Below are 17,752 nucleotides of genomic sequence, written 5' to 3'. Positions count from 1 at the left end.
GTCGTTCAGCAGCTGCTAGTCGCAGGCCGTGCTGTTCTGGACGTTGTTGACGATGAGCGGGCTGGAGCTGGAGGTGGTGCCGCTCATCAGCGACGTGACCGTGCCGCAGCCGCCGTGGTTGCGGTAGACGGGCCCGGCGTACTGGGAGTAGACGCCCGCGTCACTCGCGCAGCCCTCATCGGTGTAGTTCGAGCAGAGCTTGATTTTCATCCACTTCGCGCCGGACATGTTGTTGTCGAGGATGGCGCACGTGGGGGCGTCGTTGCTCGCGGGGTTGTCTCCCTTGACGTAGACGAAGAGAGTCGCGAAACGCCGGGCGTCGGGCAGCTGCTGCGCGTTGTAGAGGTCGTATCCCGCACCGCAGACGGTCGCGCCCGCCGCGGCGGCGGTGGGATGCGCCGCCGCGATCGCCCTCGTGTGCTGGTCGGCCTTGCCGGAGATGCTGGGAACCGGCTGGTCGGCGGCGGCGACCTGCGGAGTGGCCAGGCCGAGGATGCCCAGACCGGCTGCGGCCGCGGCGAGCGCGGTTCTCCCCGAGACATGGCTGAGTACGGACATGAGGTTCCCCCTCTGAAAAGCAATCAAGTAGCCGCCAAAGCATGCGCTTTGGCGGCTTGAAAGTGGTCGGTAGGAGCCAATCAGATCGCTTCTGTGGCTGTCGAACGGAAATTTCGGCGGGGAAATGGAGAATTTAATTCCGTTATGACTCTACGCGTGTGGATCTTCCTTACCCGAAGGGAGGAATCGGGCAATAGTTCGATGCTTTGCTTACGCGTGGTCTCCGATGCCGAGCGGGGTGAGTGGTGCATGTCACGTCGAGGGATGGTGAGGGGCATGTGAAGGCCCCTGCCCATCGGGTGGGCAGGGGCCTTGATGCGCCGGGACGGAGTTACTCGGCCGACTCGGCCAGCACGGCCTCGGCGTCCAGCGTGACACCGACGGCCTGAACCACGGAGGCGATCTTGAACGCCTCCTGGATCACGTCGCGCTCCACGCCGGCCTTGCGCAGCACCTGCTCGTGCGAGTCCAGGCACATGCCGCAGCCGTTGATCGCGGAGACCGCGAACGACCACAGCTCGAAGTCGGCCTTCTCCACGCCGGGGTTGCCGATGACGTTCATCCGCAGGCCCGCGCGCAGGGTGCCGTACTCGTGGTCGGACAGCAGATGACGCGTCCGGTAGAAGACGTTGTTCATCGCCATCACCGCGGCGGCGGCCTTCGCGGCCGTGTACGCCTCGGGCGAGAGGTTCGCCTTCGCCTCCGGCTCCAGCTCACGCAGCACGATCGGGGAACGCGAGGCGATGGCGGTCGCCAGCACGGTGCCCCACAGCTGCTGCGCCGGCAGTTCGGAGTTGCCTATGACCGAGCCCAGGTTGAGCTTGAGGTCCTTGGCGTAGTCCGGGACGCGGGACTTCAGCGAGTCGAGCGACATGGGTCACTCACCGGCCAGCAGCGCGACCGGGTCCAGGGTGTTCTCGCCCTTGCTCCAGTTGCAGGGGCACAGCTCGTCGGTCTGCAGGGCGTCCAGGACCCGCAGGACCTCCTTGGGGTTACGGCCCACGGAACCGGCGGTGACCATGGTGAACTGGATCTCGCGGTTCGGGTCGACGACGAAGACGGCACGCTGCGCGAAGCCGTCCTCACCCTCGATGCCGAGGTCGCGCATCAGCTCGTGCTTGGAGTCGGCCATCATCGGGAACGGCAGGTCGGTCAGGTCCGGGTGGTCCTTGCGCCAGGCGTGGTGGACGAACTCGGAGTCACCGGAGAAGCCGAGGATCTGGGCGTCGCGGTCGGCGAACTCGTCGTTCAGCTTCCCGAACGCGGCGATCTCGGTCGGGCAGACGAAGGTGAAGTCCTTCGGCCATGCGAACACGACCAGCCACTTGCCCTCGTAGGACTTGTGGTGGATCTGCTCGAACTCCTTGCCCTTCTCCAGCGAGACGCAGGCGGTCAGTTCGAACTCGGGGAACTTGTCACCGACAGTGAGCACACGCTCTCCTTGCAGCGAAGAAACACCCCTTTTGGGGGAGTTTCCCGTATGGGTTGGACGTTGCTGATGTTGGCACAGGGTGCATTGATTAGTGAAATAGCTACACTCGGTCGTGTTGATCGGAGGTAGTTATCAGTGACCATCAGTAACGGCAAGCGGAGGCAGCCGAGCCTCGCCCAGCTGCGTGCCTTCGCCGCCGTGGCCGAGCATCTGCACTTCCGGGACGCCGCGGCCGCCATCGGGATGAGCCAGCCCGCCCTGTCGGGTGCGGTCTCGGCACTGGAGGAGACCCTCGGGGTGACCCTTGTCGAGCGTACGACGCGCAAGGTGCTGCTCTCGACCGCCGGTGAGCGCCTCGCCGTGCGGGCGAAGGCGGTGCTGGACGCGGTCGGGGCGCTGCTGGAGGAGGCCGAGGCGGTCCGGGCGCCGTTCACGGGCGTCCTGCGTCTCGGGGTGATCCCCACCGTCGCGCCGTACCTTCTGCCCGCCGTGCTGCGGCTGGTGCACGAGCGCTACCCGCACCTCGACCTCCAGGTGCACGAGGAGCAGACCGCCAGCCTGTTGGAGGGCCTCAACTCCGGCCGTCTGGACCTGCTGTTGCTGGCAGTCCCGCTCGGTGTCCCCGGAGTCGTCGAACTCCCGCTGTTCGACGAGGACTTCGTGCTCGTCACCCCGCTCGACCACTGGCTCGGCGGCCGCGAGGGCATCCCGCGCGAGGCCCTGAAGGAGCTGAACCTGCTGCTCCTGGACGAGGGGCACTGCCTGCGCGACCAGGCCCTGGACATCTGCCGGGAGGCGGGGCGGGAGGACGCGCCGGTGACCACGACGGCCGCCGGGCTGTCCACCCTCGTCCAGCTCGTGGCCGGCGGCCTCGGCTGCACACTGCTACCGCGCACGGCGCTGAAGCTGGAGACGGCCCGCAGCAGCCAGCTCCTCACCGGGTACTTCGCCGAGCCCGGCCCGAGCCGCCGTGTCGCTCTCGCGATGAGGACGGGGGCGGCGCGCTCCGCGGAGTACGAGGAGCTGGCCGGGGCGCTGCGCGGGGCGCTCGGCGCGCTGCCGGTGCGGGTGCTCGACCCGGACGCCTGAGCCCGCCGGTCGATCAAATGAGTGTCGAACAAAGCAAGGTGAACGGCTCGAAACTCCAACTTCCGTCAGTCCGGGCCAGGTGGGGAATCACCGGCTGAAACATGCCGATCGGCTGATACGCATACCCCCTCGGTGCGACGCGTCAGGCGTCTGCGCGAAATACCGAGGGGACTGATGGATCACGGCGGGCTCGCGCACGCGTTGACCGCGTGCGGGCGTGACGGATTCACGGGGGAGCTGCGGTTACCGGGCAGCCCCGGCGGTGCCTTTCATCTCCGGGACGGACTCGTCGTGGCGGCCGAGAGCCCCGGCGCCCCGGGTGCCGAGGCGCTGCTTCCGCGCTCCGGGCGCATCGACGGGGAGCAGTGGGCGGGGCTGGTGCGCGAGTCCGCGCAGCGCTGGCCGGCCGCCGGGCTGATCGCGCACGGCTGCGCCGGGGCCGCCACACCGCCCTGATGGTGGTCCTCGGTGACGAGGGGATGGACGTGAAGCGTCTGCACCAGGCGACCCACCCGGCCCTTGACCGCATCGGATCGATCCTGACCGAGAAGACACCAGAGGGGGTGTGACGGATGGCGACGAAGCGCATGACGGGCTTTTCCGACCAGGTGATGAGCCTGTTCGAGTCGCTGCGCGCCGAGACGCCCGACTGCGTCGCGGCCGGAGTGGTCGACATGTCCACCGGGATGCTGCTGTCGTACGAGACCGTCGACAACCACCCGCCCGAGGTCCTGGACCTGGAGATCCTCGTCAACAGCGAGAACCTCACCCACCTGTTCCTGCGGATGAACGAACAGCAGGACGTCGTGGTGAGGAACCGGCCGTGGGCCCCCTCCGGGAGGGAGGGGGCCCACGGCGCACCGCGCTCGCTCCTACTCCGTACGCAGTCCCTCCGGGCGCATCATCCGGACCAGAGGCGGCAGACTCAGCGCGGTGACCGTGAGGACCACCGCCGCGCCCGCGCCGGTCAGGGACAGCACGCTCGGCCAGTCCACGCCGACCGTCGCGCCCACCATCTTCAGCAGTACCGCGCCCAGCGTCAGGCCGACGGCCGAGGCGAGCAGCAGGCCCAGGGCGATCGGGATCGCCGTCTGCCAGAGCACCGACATGCTCAGCGTGCGTCGCCGGGTGCCGAAGGCGACCAGCGACGACAGCAGCTTCCTGCGTTCGCGTAGCTGCTCCAGCTGGGAGACCAGCAGGCTCGCGCCGATCAGGGCCAGCACACAGATGGCGCCGGCGAGCGTTCCGGTGCGGATGGAGGTGAACTGCTTCGACCGCTCGGTGGACGACCACACCATCGCGTCCGCCAACGGGTCCATCCGCGCGGCCGTGTTGCGGACGTACTCGTGCGCGTCCGGCAGCGACTCGTCCAGCGAGAGGTACACCGATCCGGTCAGCGTCGTGCTCATCCGCTGGGACACGGCCGCCGGTGTCATCAGTACACCGCTCTCCTTGTACCCGACCGGGCCGGTGAGCGCGCGGCCCCGTTTCATGTCGCCCGGTACGGTCCACACGACGTCCGGGCTGTCGCCCGTGCCGTAGCTCGCGTTGAGGTGGAGCGTGCGGCCGGGCCGGGCGAGCTTCGCCACGTCGGCGTCCCGGTCCCCGCCGGTCACCGCGAAGACGTCCCCGTCGCGGCAGCTGGGCAGGTCGGCCATCTCGCGCAGCGAGGCACAGGTGCCGACGGTGAGGCCGACGGTGTTGTCCGGCCCCTTGTCGGGGCTCCAGCGCCGGTCGCCCAGTTCGGTGCTGCCCAGCGAGGTGGCCTTCCGTACGCCCTGGGTCGTGGTGAACTTCTCGGCGGCGGGGACGAAGGGAACGCCTCGCGGCAGGTTGACCTGCATCTGCACCCGGTCGGTGTGCTGCGCGGTGACCTTGGTGTAGTCGCCCTGGATCCCCGCGAACAGCATCTGCATCGCGATCGCCCCGGCCACCGCGACCGCGATGCCGTTCACCATGCGCGCCGCCGTACCGCTGCTCAACTGCAGCCTTCGTACGGCCAGTTGCCAGGCGATGCCGCCCCGGCCCAGCCGGGCCACGACGGCCTCGACGACCCAGGGCAGCAGCGCGGTGACGCCGACGAGCAGCAGCAGGACGCCGCCGATCACCAGGTACTGGTTGAAGTTGCCGTTGTTGCGGCCCTGTCCGACCATCGGCGTGAGGCACGCCAGGCCGCCCAGTGGCAGCAGCAGCCGCCACCACAGCCGGCGGCGTGTGGGCTTGGCCGTACGGACCACGCCCAGCGGCTCGATGACCACCCCGCGCAGCGCGAACAGCGTGACCAGCACCGCCGCCGCCGGAACGGCGATCGCGACCAGGGCGGCCAGTGCGGGCGAGGGGTTGAGGTAACTGGGGAAGACACTGATGCCCACGACCTCGACCGAGCCCGCGAGCTCACGGCCGAGCAGGAAGAAGACGGTGCCGAAGACCAGCCCGACGAGCGCTCCGGCGAGTGCCTCGCCCGCCGCGATCCGGCGGGTCATCCGGCTGTCGGAGCCCACCAGCCGCAGCGCGGCCAGCCTGCGGTCGCGGCGCTCGCCGCCGAACCGTACGGCGGTGGCGATGAACACGGCGACCGGCATCAGCAGCACCGCGAAGACGACCAGCACCAGCAGGATCAGGACCGGGTCCATCGGATTGGTCGGGGACGATGTGTCCGGGTGCCCGAACTGGCTGATCCGGGCCGTCCGGTAGCCGTCGATGTGCGGGGCCAGGTTCGTCGCGCCCGCGTAATAGGCGAGGTCCTGCGAACCGACGAGCCCGCTCTCGCCGATCGTCCCGGCGATCCGGTACGGCAGCCGCTCGCGCAGCAGCTTGCCCTCGCCGGAGCCGAGCAGGTCCTTCAGCGCGGGGGAGACGACCATCTCGCCCGGCGCCGGGTACTTCGACAGACCCGGGGCGAGCGGTGCCCGCGGCCCCTCGGGCTCCACCAGCCGGCCGCGGACGTCCTCGCCGCGGTACGTCGTGTCGGTGTCGGAGATCAGCAGGGTGTTCGCGGCCTTCGCCCGGTGCGGGCCGTAGGTGTAGTCCAGACGGGCCTCGGCGCGCTGGTCGCGTACCGCAAGCGCGTTCGGGATCGCGGTCGTCAGCAGCAGCAGCGCCACGCCCAGGCCGACGCCGACCGCCGTCAGCAGCATCCGGATCCAGCCCTCGCGCCCGCCGGTGAAGGCGAACCGGACGCCCATGCCCAGATCCCGGGACCATTTGGATTTGGAAGGGGCGGCGCGCAGCGCCTCAGGCAGGGTGGTGGTGGGTGACGGGCGGGAAGTCACAGCGCGCGCTCCATGTCCCGAGACTTGCCGTCGCGTACGACGATCTCCCGGTCGGAGTAGGCGGCCACCCGGGCCTCGTGCGTGACCAGGACGACGGCCGCGTTGGTGGAGCGGGCCGCGTCGGTCAGCAGCTCCATCACGCGCTCGCCGTTGAGGGAGTCGAGCGCGCCGGTCGGCTCGTCGGCGAACACCACGCGGGGTCCCGTGACCAGCGACCGCGCCACCGCGACGCGCTGCCCCTGGCCGCCGGAGACCTCGCCGGGCCGCTTGTCCTTGAGGTCGTCCACCTCCAGGCGCTCCATCCAGCTGAGCGCGGCCCTCTCGGCCTGCTTGCGGGAGGTGCCGTTCAGCCGGAGTGGGAGGGCCACGTTCTCCACACAGGTCAACTCCGGGACGAGCTGGCCGAACTGGAAGACGAAACCGAACTCGGACCGGCGCAGGGCGCTGCGTTCGGCGTCGTTCATGCCGGACAGTTCGCGGCCGTCGTAGGTGATGGACCCGGAGTCGGGCGGCACGATGCCGGCGAGGCAGTGCAGCAGCGTCGACTTGCCGGAGCCGGAGGGGCCCATCACGGCGACGACCTCGCCGGGGTGGATGGAGAATTCGGCGCCGTCGAGCGCGACGGTGGGGCCGTAGGCCTTGTGCAGGTTCTCGGCGGCGAGCAGGGAGCCGGCAGGGGGAGGAGTCACTTGGCCACCGCCTCACGGAGCTTGTCGAGGCGCGCTGCGGTCAGTTCCAGCCAGCGCAGGTCGGCCTCCAGGTGGAACAGCGCGTGGTCGCAGATCAGCTGGTCCGCGAGATCGCCCTTGCGCTTGCGGTCGGTCAGGATCCGCATGCTGCGCAGGTGCTCGGAGCGCTGGGCGTCGAGGATGCCGGCCGCGTTCCGGTGGGTCAGCAGCGCCAGGACGACCTTGGTGTAGAGGGTCGACTGGAGGTACTCCTCGGGCTTCTCCGGGGTCGCGAGCCAGCGCTCGACGTCGGTGATGCCGGCGTCGGTGATGGCGTACCGCTTGCGCTCGGGGCCGCCGCCGGCCTCGATGCCGTCGACCTCCACATAGCCGTGCTTCAGCAGCCGGGACATCGTGGAGTAGACCTGGCCGTAGTGCAGTGGCCGGTCGTGACCGAACTTCTCGTCGAAGGCCCGCTTCAGGTCGTAACCGTGACGCGGGCCGGATTCCAGGAGCCCCAGGAGGGTGTGACCGATGGACATGCGAAGCACTCTACACATGGTGTATACGCGGCATGTATACGCGGAGTGTGCAGATCATGGCCCGTAGTACGGCAGTGCAGGTGGGAGCCGATTGTCACGGTTCCGAAACGGGCGGCCTGCCTCTGCGCGGCAGTGGGCTGGTGTCCCGAGGCAGCCGGCCCGCGTCCGCCAGCGCCTTGCGCAGCAGGAACTCGATCTGCGCGTTGGCCGACCGCAGCTCGTCCCCGGCCCACCGCGCGAGCGCCTCGTACACGGACGGGTCCAGCCGCAGCAGCACCTGCTTGCGCTGCTGCGGCCGTCGCTTCGGAGCCTGCGAAGGGTCCGTCACTGGTAGAGGGATCCCGTGTTGAGGACCGGCTGCGGGCCCCGGTCCCCGCACAGCACGACCATCAGGTTGGACACCATCGCCGCCTTCCGTTCCTCGTCCAGTTCCACGATGTCGGCCTCGGCGATCCGGGCGAGCGCCGCCTCGACCATGCCGACCGCGCCGTCCACGATCTGCCGCCGCGCGGCCACGACCGCCCCCGCCTGCTGCCGCTGGAGCATCGCCGAGGCGATCTCGGGAGCGTACGCGAGATGCGTGAAGCGGGACTCGATGATCTCAACTCCGGCCGCCTCCACGCGCACTTGCAGCTCGACGGCCAGCTTCTCGGTGATCTCCTCGGCGTTGCCGCGCAGCGACAGGCCGTCCTCGTCGTGGGCGTCGTAGGGGTACTCGATCGCGATGTGCCGGACGGCCGTCTCGGTCTGCGTGGCGACGAACTCGGTGAAGTCGTCCACCTCGAACGTGGCCTGCGCGGTGTCCTGGACCTTCCAGACCACGACCGCGGCCAGCTCGATCGGGTTGCCGTAGGCGTCGTTGACCTTCAGGACGGCGGTCTCGTGGTTGCGCACCCGGGTGGAGATCCGGGTCCGCGAGGTGAAGGGGTTCACCCAGCGCAGGCCGTCCTGCCGGATCGTGCCCCGGTAGCGCCCGAAGAGCTGGACGACCCGGGCCTCGCCGGGCGCGACCGTGTTCAGGCCGCGCAGCGAGATGATCGCGGCGAGGAAGACGACGATCCCGGTGACGATGAGCCCGGCCTTGGCGCCGGAGGAGGAGGTGGCCGAGGCGCCGGCGAGCAGCGCGGCGGTGGCGCCGAGCCCGAGCAGGCCGAGCAGCAGGGCGAGCCCCCCGCCGATGCTGTGCGCGGTGAACTCGCGCACCCGCGGCGCGGGCATCTCGGGTACGTCCGCGGTGGCGGCCGGGTCGAGTGCGGTCATGGGTGGGCCCCGTTTCTCATGAGGCCTGCAGTGGCAGGCCTAGCTTTCTTCTATCTAACTGATAACACTTTTTGCGGTCCAGGCAACCCTCTGGCTTCCAGATCCGTCGGTTCCCTTGGAGCAGGTGCTGATTGTCACGTCCGTAAAAGAACGGATCGGGCGTCCTTTGTCATATAGACGGGTGTTAGCTTTCGGAGCTGACCCCGAGACGGAAGCGAGCGTAGGGACCGATGGGACGAGCGGAAGAGAGACGAGCGCGACAGCGCGGTGGCCACCGCGCGGCGCCCAGGCGCCACCGCTCCGCGCCCACGGCGGCCACCCCGGCCGAGGGCAGGCCCGGCAGGCCCCCCAAGGGTCGCGGCGGCAAGCCCCCCAAGGGCCGAATACGCAGGCTGTTCACCTGGAAGAAGATCCTCGGGACGTTCTTCGGGCTCTGCCTGCTGGTGATCGCCGCCTTCATCGGGCTCTACATGTACGTGGACATCCCGGCGGGGAACGCCGACGCCCAGTTGCAGAGCAACATCTACAAGTACAGCGACGGCACGATGCTCACCCGCACCGGCTACCTCAACCGTGAGAGCGTCGACCTCACCGAAGTCCCCAAGGACGTCCAGCGCACCTTCGTCGCCGCCGAGAACAAGAACTTCTACCACGACGCCGGCGTCGACCTTCAGGGCACCGCCCGCGGTCTGCTCAACACCGTCATGGGGCGCGGCACACAGGGCGGTTCGACGATCACCCAGCAGTACGTCAAGAACTACTACCTGGACCAGAACCAGACCGTCACGCGCAAGCTGAAGGAACTGGTCATCTCGCTGAAGCTGGACCGCCAGAAGTCCAAGGACTACATCCTCGCGGGCTACATCAACACCAGCTACTACGGCCGCGGCGCCTACGGCATCCAGGCAGCGTCACAGGCGTACTACCACAAGGACGCCAAGAACCTCACCGTCCAGGAGGGCGCCTACCTCGCGGCGCTGCTCCAGGCACCGAACCAGTACGACTGGGCGATCGCCAGCGACACGGGCAAGAAGTTCGCGCAGGCCCGCTGGAACTACGTCCTGGACAACATGGTCAAGCAGCACTGGCTGGACGCGAGCAAGCGCCAGGCCATGAAGTTCGAGGTCCCCAAGGCGCCCAAGGCCGCGCCCGGTATGAAGGGCCAGACCGGCTACCTGGTGGACGCGGCCAACACCCAGCTGGAGAAGCAGCTGGTCGCCCAGGGCAGGGCCAACTCCCTCGGTGACGCCGAGGCGCTGGTGAAAAAGGGCGGCTGGACCATCACGCTCAACATCGACAAGAAGAAGCAGCGCCAGCTGGAGCAGGCCGTCAAGGAGCAGCTGACCAGCAAGCTGAACGCGAAGAAGCGCTCCGTCGACGGCGACGTCCAGCCGGGTGCCGTGTCCGTCGACCCCAAGACGGGCAAGGTGCTCGCCATGTACGGCGGCGCGGACTACTTCCAGCACTACACCAACAACGCGACCCGCCGCGACTACCAGCCCGCCTCCACGTTCAAGCCGGTGATCCTGGCCGCGGCTCTGGCCGAGAGCGCCCAGACGCAGGACAACCAGCCCATCACGGCGAGCACGATCTACGACGGCACCAGCGGGCGCGAGGTCGTGGACCACGGCGGCAAGGTCGGCTTCGGCCCGCCGAACGAGGACAAGCAGGACTACGGCCCCATCACCGTCCAGACGGCGATGAACAAGTCCGTCAACTCCGTCTTCGCGCAGATGGGCGTCGACGTGGGCATGGACAAGGTGATGTCCGTGGCCGGCAAGCTGGGTATGGACACCAAGGGCATGGAGGCGGTCCCCGCACAGACGCTGGGCTCGATGGGCGCCAGCCCGCTGGAGATGTCCGGCATCTACGCGACCCTCGCCAACCACGGCGTGAAGGTCACCCCGGCGATCATCAAGTCGGCCGACCACAAGGACAGCAGCGTCACCCTGCCGGACCCGATCGGCGACCAGGTGATCCCCCGCGAGGCCGCCGACACGGTCACCTCGGTGCTCACCGGTGTGGTCGACGACGGTACGGCCAGCGACTCGGTGGCGCAGAACCCGGCGCGCAACGGCCAGCAGGTCGCCGGCAAGACGGGTACGTCCGACAACAACAAGTCGGCCTGGTTCACCGGCTACACGCCCGGCCTGGTCACCTCGGTCGGCCTGTTCGGCGAGTCCGCCAAGTCCCACGCCCAGGTTCCGCTGACGGGCGCCACGGGCCTCATCACCACGGGCGGCGGCCGCATCAACGGCGGCGGCTACCCGGCGAAGATCTGGGCCGCCTACACATTCAACGCGATGGGCGACGTCAGCAAGTTCGACCTGAACACCACGCAGGGCGCGGCCGTCCAGCCGACCTACACGCCGACGCCCTCCTCGACGCCGTCCCGCACCCCGTCGCACACGCCGTCCAGCACGCCGTCGACCTCCACGTCGCCGTCCCACAGTCCGTCGCACACACCGACCCAGTCGCCCACGCAGTCGCCGACGCAGAGCCCCACGCAGTCGCCGACGCAGTCGCCGACGGGCGGTATCTCGGGCAACCCGCTCGATCCGGGCGGCGGACAGAACTTCGGCCAGTAGGAGCGCATACGCGAAGGGCGCCCGGGACTCCCCGGGCGCCCTTCGTGTCGTAGATCCAGAAGAGCGGCTGGATCCACAGGACCGGCTCAGCTCCGGTTCAGCTCGAACCAGACCACCTTGCCCGTGCTCAGCCGGGTCGCGCCCCAGCGCCGGGCCAGCCTGTTGACCAGGTACAGGCCGCGGCCGCCCTCGTCCGTGGCCCGCGCCTGGCGCAGCCGCGGCAGTTGCGGCACGTCGTCGCCGACCTCGCAGCGCAGCACGTCCGTGCGCAGCAGCCGGAGCGTCACCGGCCGGGACGCGTACCGTACGGCGTTCGTCACGACTTCGCTGACCAGCAGCTCCACCGAGTCCGACAGATCCTCCAGATCCCAGCGGGCGAGCGCGCGCCGGGCCAGCCGGCGGGCCTGCCCGGGGGCCGTCTCCTCCGGCTCCAGCCGCCAGAACGCGACATCGCTCGGCGCGATCCCGTCGAAGCGGGCCGCGAGGAGCGCGATGTCGTCGTCCCGGTCGCCCGGTCCGAGCATGTCCAGGACCTCGTCGCACAGGGCTTCCAGCGGCGGCGGATGGTCGGGGCCGGTCAACTGGGCGGTCGCGGCGAGCTTTTCCCGCAGCTGCTCTATGCCGGTCCACACGTCCCGCAGCCGGGACTCCACCAGGCCGTCGGTGTAGAGGAGCAGCGTGGCCCCGGCGGGCGCGTCCAGCTCGACCGCCTCGAAGTCGACCCCGCCGACCCCGATGGGCGCACCCGGTGGCACCCGCAGCACCTCGGCCCGGCCGCCCAGATGCAGCAGCACGGGCGGCGGATGGCCGGCGTTGGCGATGGTGATGCGGTGTGTGACCGGGTCGTAGACGGCGTACAGACAGGTGGCCATGCGGTCGGTGCCGAGCCGCTGCGCCTGCTCGTCCAGGTGGTGCAGCACCTCCTGCGGCGGCAGATCGAGCCCCGCCAGCGTCTGCGCGGTCGTGCGCAGCTGGCCCATGATCGCCGCCGAGGTCATGGAGTGCCCCATGACGTCACCGACGACGAGGGCCACCCGGCTGCCCGGCAGCGGGATCGCGTCGTACCAGTCGCCGCCGACCCGCGCGGTCTCGGCGGCCGGCAGGTAGCGCGAGGCCAGCCGCACCCCGGTCGGGCGGGGCAGGGTCTCGGGCAGCATGGTGCGCTGCAGCTCGTCGGCGATATAGGCCTCCCGGCCGTACAGCACCGCCTTGTCGATACCGAGCGCGCTGTGCGTGGCCAGCTGGGCCGCCACCAGCAGGTCGTCGGCCTCGAACGCGAGCCGCTCCGGGCGGCGCAGGAACAGTGCCGCGCCGATCACCCGGCGCCGGCCGCGCAGCGGCGCGAGGATCGCGTGCTGCCCGGACGGTACGACCGTCTCGGTGCCCTCGCCGAGCAGTTCGGGCAGCGCGGCCCGGGCGGCGGGCGCTTCCGCGAACACCGGCCGCACCCCGCGCAGCACCTCGTTCAGCGCGCCGCCGGGGCGCACCTCGCACAGCTCGGTGGTCAGGGAGGACAGCTCGGCCAGCGCGCTCGGCTCCGGCTCCTGCTCGAAGGCGGGCGGCAGCAGCACACCGTCGTTGTCCCGCTCCTCCGGGATCCGGTCGGTACGGCGCAGTCGCAGCACCACGGGCCCGGTGGGCCGCTCGTCGCCGACCGGCAGCGGGTCGCGCAGATAGACCAGGATCGCGTCCGAGAACGTCGGTACGGTCGCCCGGCACAGGCCCATCACGATCTCGTCCAGATCGAGGCCGCGCGCGATCCGCCGGGTGGCCGCGCCCACGAATCTCAGCCGGTCCCCGTCGCGCCGCATCGGCGTCGGCCGGCCCGGCGGCAGAGCGTGCCCGGTACGGCGGTCCTGACCGCCCGGTGCCCGCTCCTGCTCGGCGCCGGGCTGCGGCGGGATGCCCTCCGGTGCGGGGCGCGGGCGGTGTGCGCCGGGTTCGGCGGCGGCGGGCTGGGAGTGCTCGGGGCCGTTGACTGGGGGCTCCTTCCCCTTGTTCCCCTTGCCGCAGGGCGTGGTCGTCCCCGGGCCGGAGGGCGTGCCGTCGGTCCGGGCCTGGACCGGTAAGGCGGCGGACCCGCCGAGCTGCTTCGGGGTATGCCGGAGCGCCCCGCGGCCCTCCGCGGGGTCGGCGCCCTGGGGGCGCTCGAAGGAGGTGGGCTGCTCCGTCACGCGTGTCGCATCCATCCGTACGGCACTGCGCGCCGGGCGCGCAGTTGCTCCCGCAGAAGTCCCGATACCCGCAATACGTGCCCCAGGAACGGAATTTCCGCGTGCTCAGAGGTTTCCGTGCCGCCTCCGATCGCGGTGGTTACGCCGTCGTACCCCTCGCTCACGTGCTGCCGCCCCTCGGTGACGATAGGTCAAGCCCGGCGCATGCTCCGGGAGTTGCACTGGTGCGCCCTTGCGGAGGACGATCCTACGTTTTGTGCCCGGGGGCGCATCAAGGGTCTCATGAGGACACGTGCGCGGGCGTACGGTCCCAGTCCTCGGGGAGAGAAGGTACCGCCCAGGACGGATCCGGGCGCCAGTGCTGCCAGCCGTCCGCGAACGGCGGTCCCCAGGCCTCGATCACGTCCACCGCGTCCCGCCCGGCCACCCGGACCCGATCGGCGGTGGCCGCGTCCATCAGCCCGTCCCGCTGGGCCTGCGCGAACTCGTCCTCGTCACGCCAGTGCCAGCTGCGGTCGGGGTGCACGGAGATGTCCAGGAAGTAGTCCTCGGAGTCCACCCCGCCCGCCCAACGGGCCAGGGGCTGTTCGAGGTTGACGTACCAGTTCTTGAACCGCCAGCCCGGATCCCAGAACAGCCACACCGACCAGGGCCGGCCGGGCTGGGCCAGCTTCAGCACGCCCGTGCCGAACCAGCGGTCCCGCTGCACCGTGCGCGGCTTGGTGTAGCGGGACTGCAGCGGCTCCAGATGCACGGGCGTGCCGTCGGCCAGGGCCGGCTTCATGCACTCGGTGCCGGGGGCCAGCCACACCGCGAGCAGATCCTCGTCGTCGCGTACGACGGTGACGGGCCGGGCGATGTGGAAGTGCTCGCCCGCGTTCTCCCGGTAGCGCCACAGGATCCCGGTCCCGGGGGTCCAGTGCGTCGCAGGTCCCGCGTCCACGCGTGTCATCGCTCCGTCGTCCGTCATGGACAGATATTAGGTGCCGTAGGCATACGACGCTGCGGCGCACATCACGGTCCGCGCGACCGGGCCGCCGGTGGCCGGAAATGTTCGCTCGCGGTTACGGACGCGTCATCCGCAGGACATCCAGCGCCTCGTCGAGCTGCTCCAGCGTCAGATCGCCGCGCTCCACGTACCCGCCCTCCAGCACGACCTGCCGGATGGTCTTGCGCTCCGCGAGGGACTTCTTGGCGACCTTCGCGGCCTCCTCGTAGCCGATGTACTTGTTGAGCGGGGTGACCACGGACGGGGAGGACTCGGCGTACTCGCGGGTCCGCTCCCGGTCAGCGGTGATGCCGTCGACCGTCCGGTCGGCCAGCAGCCGCGAGACATTGGCGAGCAGCCGGATCGATTCCAGCACGTTCTTGGCGATGACCGGGAGCATGACGTTCAGCTCGAAGTTCCCGGCGGCTCCGGCGGTGGCGATGGTGGCGTCGTTGCCGATGACCTGCGCGGCGACCATCAACACGGCTTCCGGTACGACCGGGTTGACCTTGCCCGGCATGATGGACGACCCCGGCTGCAGATCGGGCAGCCGGATCTCGGCGAGCCCGGTGCGCGGCCCGGAGGACATCCAGCGCAGATCGTTGGCGATCTTCGTCAGCCCGACCGCGATGGTCCGCAGCTGTCCGCTGGTCTCCACGATCCCGTCCCGGGCGCCCTGCGCCTCGAAGTGGTCGCGGGCCTCCGTGAGCGGCAGCCCGGTGGTCCGGGCGACCTCCTGGATGACGGCGGCGGAGAATCCGGGCGGGGTGTTGATGCCGGTGCCGACGGCGGTGCCGCCCAGCGGCAGCTCGGCGAGGCGGGGGAGGGAGGCCCGAAGCCGCTCGATGCCGTACCGCACCTGGGCCGCGTACCCGCCGAACTCCTGGCCGAGGGTCACGGGCGTGGCGTCCATCAGATGCGTCCGCCCCGACTTCACGACGTCGGTGAACTCCTCGGACTTGCGGGCCAGGGAGCCGGCGAGGTGTTCCAGCGCCGGGACCAGGTCGTGCGTGACGGCCGCGGTGGCGGCGATGTGGATCGAGGAGGGGAACACGTCGTTGGACGACTGCGAGGCGTTGACGTGGTCGTTGGGGTGTACGTCCCGGCCCAGCCGCTCGCTCGCCAGGGTCGCGATGACCTCGTTGGTGTTCATGTTGGACGAGGTCCCGGACCCGGTCTGGAACACGTCCACCGGGAAGTGCTCGTCCCACGTCCCCGCGACGACCTCCGCGGCGGCCTCCTGGATCGCCTCGGCCACCTCCTTGTCCAGCACGCCGAGTTCGGCGTTCACCTGCGCGGCGGCCGCCTTGATCCGCGCCAGCGCCTCGATGTGCGCCCGCTCGATCCGCTGTCCGGACACGGGGAAGTTCTCCACGGCGCGCTGCGTCTGCGCCCGCCACTTGGCATGGGCCGGGACCCGGACCTCGCCCATCGAGTCGTGCTCGATCCGGTACTGCGGCTCTTCGGTCGTCATCGTCGTACCTCCGAAAAAGTGAGCACATGTCGCCGCATGTGTATTCCCTATGGGACTACCCGCCAGTAAATACCCCGGGTAACACCTGCTTCGGGGAGGCGTCATGCACCGCTTCAGATCCAGGATCAGAGGGACGGCCGTCGCTGTCGCGGCGGCCGCCACCGTGTTCGCGGGCCTCACGGCCCCCGCCGCCCACGCGGCCCCGGCCGCCACCGCGCTGCCGCCAGACCTGGAGCGCATCCGCGCCGCCGAGGCGGGCGCCCTCTACGGCGACCCGGCCGAGCGGCCCCTGGCCGACCGCAGGACCGCCCTGATCTCCCTCGGCGACAGCGAGATCTCCGGCGAGGGCGTCGGCACCTACGAGGCCGGCACCGACGGCCCCGACAACTGGTGCCACCGCTCGCCCGACTCCGCCATCCACCGCACCGGCATCCCCGCGGACCTCACCTACAACGTCGCCTGTTCGGGTGCCTCCACCGGCAACATCCGTATCGGCGGCAGCAAGCAGTACGCCGACGAACTCGTGCAGAGCGACAGCCTCGCCATCAAGGCCCGCAACACCCGGATCAAGATGATCGTGCTGGTCATCGGCGCCAACGACGACCTCCAGTTCGGCCCCGTCATGACCGACTGCGTCACCCGCTACGTCACCCTCCAGGGCCCCTGCCGGCCGAAATACGACCCCGGCTGGCAGGCCCGGGTCGACGGGCTGGTCCCGAAGGTGGAGGCGACCGTCGCCGACCTGAAGACGGTCATGCGCGACGCGGGCGACGGCGACGGCGACTACAAGCTCGTCCTCATGGGCTATCCGAGCCCGATCGGCCCCGACATCCACGACAACCCGAACTTCCCGGGCAAGCTGGCGGGCGGCTGCATGGGCTACGACTCCGACGCCGCCTGGGGCCGGAACACCGCCGTCCCGCTCTTCGAACGCGGGATGCGCGAGGCCGCCGAGCAGAGCGGCGCGTACTACCTCGACGACTCCCGGCTCTTCCACGGCCACGAGGTCTGCATGGAGGACACCTGGGCGCGCGGCCTGTACATCGACCTCACCAACCCCTTCCCGCCCGACTCCAACTCGGTACGGCAGTCCTTCCACCCCAACTACCGGGGCCACGGCGCCTTCGCGTCCTGCCTGACCCAGTTCTACGACTCCGGCTACCGCGAGGCGGGCTGCGCCGACCCGGCGAGCACCGGCAGCCCGAAGCTGTACCCGGGCGCCTGGGACGACGCGTTCCGCCCGCTGACCGACGCGGCCACAGGCAACTGCCTCGACGCATCCGGGGGTTCGAGCACGAACGGAACGGAGGTACTCGGCTGGGACTGCCACGGCGGCCGCAACCAGGGCTGGTGGTACGACCCCGGGCAGCGCTCCTTCCATCTGGAGCTGACCCACGACCGGTGCCTGGACGTACCGGGTGCGTCCTACACGGCCGGCACCGGCCTGATCATCTGGAACTGCCACGGCGGCACCAACCAGCAGTTCGTCCGGGAGGCGGGGACGATACGGCCGGCGGCGGCACCGGGGCTGTGCCTCACCCAGGCGGCGGTGAGGGACCGGGTCCGGCTGCAGACCTGCGACGGCTCGGCGGCCCAGCGCTTCAGCTGACCGACCCGGCCCGCTGAAAAGCGATCCGCTGCCCGCTTCCGGAAGCGTTCCGGAAGCGGGCGGCGGCTGTCGGCGGAAGCGGGGACCGGCCTTTGCTG

The 17,752-nt window shown here is 70.1% G+C and carries 15 protein-coding genes and 1 pseudogene; 5 read left to right on the top strand and 11 right to left on the bottom strand.

Annotation, left to right across the window (positions count from 1 at the left end; all coding sequences use genetic code 11):
* Positions 1 to 15: 15 nt before the first annotated feature.
* From AV521_RS12390 to AV521_RS12380, 3 genes are all read right to left on the bottom strand, one after another.
* Positions 16 to 558, bottom strand: a complete 543-nt coding sequence (locus tag AV521_RS12390) for a hypothetical protein (RefSeq protein WP_076087562.1) — start codon at positions 556 to 558, stop codon at positions 16 to 18.
* Between the two features lie 331 nt (positions 559 to 889).
* The gene (locus AV521_RS12385; protein ID WP_076087560.1) at positions 890 to 1,432 is read right to left on the bottom strand and encodes an alkyl hydroperoxide reductase; all 543 of its coding nucleotides are present in this window, start codon (positions 1,430 to 1,432) and stop codon (positions 890 to 892) included.
* A 3-nt stretch (positions 1,433 to 1,435) separates the two neighbouring features.
* On the bottom strand, positions 1,436 to 1,990 hold the full coding sequence (locus AV521_RS12380) for a peroxiredoxin (protein ID WP_076087558.1): 555 nt from the start codon (positions 1,988 to 1,990) through the stop codon (positions 1,436 to 1,438).
* Between the two features lie 135 nt (positions 1,991 to 2,125).
* On the opposite strand from AV521_RS12380, the gene AV521_RS12375 reads away from it, so the two are divergent.
* From AV521_RS12375 to AV521_RS50705, 3 genes and pseudogenes are all read left to right on the top strand, one after another.
* Complete coding sequence (locus AV521_RS12375; RefSeq protein ID WP_076087556.1) at positions 2,126 to 3,079, top strand: hydrogen peroxide-inducible genes activator; 954 nt, start codon at positions 2,126 to 2,128, stop codon at positions 3,077 to 3,079.
* Between the two features lie 174 nt (positions 3,080 to 3,253).
* Positions 3,254 to 3,535, top strand: a complete 282-nt coding sequence (locus tag AV521_RS47615; protein ID WP_305965165.1) for a hypothetical protein — start codon at positions 3,254 to 3,256, stop codon at positions 3,533 to 3,535.
* 116 nt (positions 3,536 to 3,651) lie between these two features.
* A pseudogene (locus tag AV521_RS50705) lies at positions 3,652 to 3,888 on the top strand (hypothetical protein); the annotation flags it as partial.
* 63 nt (positions 3,889 to 3,951) lie between these two features.
* On the opposite strand, the gene AV521_RS12360 reads toward AV521_RS50705, so the two are convergent.
* The 5 genes from AV521_RS12360 to AV521_RS12340 form a co-directional block, all read right to left on the bottom strand.
* Positions 3,952 to 6,264: an ABC transporter permease gene (locus AV521_RS12360; RefSeq protein WP_076087554.1), complete on the bottom strand. Its 2,313-nt coding sequence runs from the start codon at positions 6,262 to 6,264 to the stop codon at positions 3,952 to 3,954.
* A gap of 83 nt (positions 6,265 to 6,347) precedes the next feature.
* Positions 6,348 to 7,040 (bottom strand): ABC transporter ATP-binding protein, encoded by a 693-nt coding sequence (locus AV521_RS12355; RefSeq protein ID WP_076087552.1) that lies wholly within the window; start codon positions 7,038 to 7,040, stop codon positions 6,348 to 6,350.
* Positions 7,037 to 7,561, bottom strand: coding sequence for a PadR family transcriptional regulator (locus AV521_RS12350; RefSeq protein WP_076087551.1), 525 nt, complete (start codon positions 7,559 to 7,561; stop codon positions 7,037 to 7,039). The genes AV521_RS12355 and AV521_RS12350 overlap by 4 nt, the downstream gene beginning before the upstream one ends.
* A gap of 94 nt (positions 7,562 to 7,655) precedes the next feature.
* Positions 7,656 to 7,940, bottom strand: a complete 285-nt coding sequence (locus AV521_RS12345) for a hypothetical protein (RefSeq protein WP_371917025.1) — start codon at positions 7,938 to 7,940, stop codon at positions 7,656 to 7,658.
* Positions 7,886 to 8,821, bottom strand: a complete 936-nt coding sequence (locus AV521_RS12340) for an SPFH domain-containing protein (RefSeq protein WP_076087549.1) — start codon at positions 8,819 to 8,821, stop codon at positions 7,886 to 7,888. The genes AV521_RS12345 and AV521_RS12340 overlap by 55 nt, the downstream gene beginning before the upstream one ends.
* A gap of 230 nt (positions 8,822 to 9,051) precedes the next feature.
* Between AV521_RS12340 and AV521_RS12335 the strand changes: the two genes are divergently transcribed.
* A complete protein-coding gene (locus AV521_RS12335) occupies positions 9,052 to 11,409 on the top strand; it encodes a transglycosylase domain-containing protein (protein ID WP_076087547.1) in 2,358 nt (785 codons plus the stop codon).
* Between the two features lie 86 nt (positions 11,410 to 11,495).
* On the opposite strand, the gene AV521_RS12330 is transcribed toward AV521_RS12335, so the two are convergent.
* The 3 genes from AV521_RS12330 to AV521_RS12320 all read right to left on the bottom strand — a co-directional run bounded on the left by AV521_RS12330 (position 11,496) and on the right by AV521_RS12320 (position 16,045).
* Positions 11,496 to 13,598 (bottom strand): SpoIIE family protein phosphatase, encoded by a 2,103-nt coding sequence (locus AV521_RS12330; RefSeq protein ID WP_371917024.1) that lies wholly within the window; start codon positions 13,596 to 13,598, stop codon positions 11,496 to 11,498.
* Between the two features lie 265 nt (positions 13,599 to 13,863).
* Positions 13,864 to 14,553: a DUF402 domain-containing protein gene (locus AV521_RS12325; protein ID WP_179023038.1), complete on the bottom strand. Its 690-nt coding sequence runs from the start codon at positions 14,551 to 14,553 to the stop codon at positions 13,864 to 13,866.
* A 94-nt stretch (positions 14,554 to 14,647) separates the two neighbouring features.
* The gene (locus AV521_RS12320; protein ID WP_076087545.1) at positions 14,648 to 16,045 is read right to left on the bottom strand and encodes an aspartate ammonia-lyase; all 1,398 of its coding nucleotides are present in this window, start codon (positions 16,043 to 16,045) and stop codon (positions 14,648 to 14,650) included.
* A 103-nt stretch (positions 16,046 to 16,148) separates the two neighbouring features.
* Here AV521_RS12320 and AV521_RS12315 point away from each other — a divergent pair, with 103 nt between their 5' ends.
* On the top strand, positions 16,149 to 17,654 hold the full coding sequence (locus AV521_RS12315; protein ID WP_076087543.1) for a ricin-type beta-trefoil lectin domain protein: 1,506 nt from the start codon (positions 16,149 to 16,151) through the stop codon (positions 17,652 to 17,654).
* Positions 17,655 to 17,752: the final 98 nt, after the last annotated feature.

Origin of the sequence: Streptomyces sp. IMTB 2501 (genome assembly GCF_001953885.1) — a bacterium.
In the GTDB taxonomy this organism is placed as follows: Bacteria; Actinomycetota; Actinomycetes; order Streptomycetales; family Streptomycetaceae; genus Streptomyces.
This window is presented reverse-complemented; position numbering and strand designations above follow the sequence as displayed.

Bases quoted from the DNA above. Each gene is read 5' to 3' on its own strand.
- AV521_RS12340 (WP_076087549.1), bottom strand. From the start codon at position 8,821: ATGACCGCACTCGACCCGGCCGCCACCGCGGACGTACCCGAGATGCCC.
- AV521_RS12360 (WP_076087554.1), bottom strand. From the start codon at position 6,264: ATGGGCGTCCGGTTCGCCTTCACCGGCGGGCGCGAGGGCTGGATCCGG.
- AV521_RS12385 (WP_076087560.1), bottom strand. From the start codon at position 1,432: ATGTCGCTCGACTCGCTGAAGTCCCGCGTCCCGGACTACGCCAAGGAC.
- AV521_RS47615 (WP_305965165.1), top strand. From the start codon at position 3,254: ATGGATCACGGCGGGCTCGCGCACGCGTTGACCGCGTGCGGGCGTGAC.
- AV521_RS12330 (WP_371917024.1), bottom strand. From the start codon at position 13,598: ATGGATGCGACACGCGTGACGGAGCAGCCCACCTCCTTCGAGCGCCCC.
- AV521_RS12325 (WP_179023038.1), bottom strand. From the start codon at position 14,553: ATGACGGACGACGGAGCGATGACACGCGTGGACGCGGGACCTGCGACG.
- AV521_RS12320 (WP_076087545.1), bottom strand. From the start codon at position 16,045: ATGACGACCGAAGAGCCGCAGTACCGGATCGAGCACGACTCGATGGGC.
- AV521_RS12335 (WP_076087547.1), top strand. From the start codon at position 9,052: ATGGGACGAGCGGAAGAGAGACGAGCGCGACAGCGCGGTGGCCACCGC.
- AV521_RS12390 (WP_076087562.1), bottom strand. From the start codon at position 558: ATGTCCGTACTCAGCCATGTCTCGGGGAGAACCGCGCTCGCCGCGGCC.
- AV521_RS12315 (WP_076087543.1), top strand. From the start codon at position 16,149: ATGCACCGCTTCAGATCCAGGATCAGAGGGACGGCCGTCGCTGTCGCG.
- AV521_RS12350 (WP_076087551.1), bottom strand. From the start codon at position 7,561: ATGTCCATCGGTCACACCCTCCTGGGGCTCCTGGAATCCGGCCCGCGT.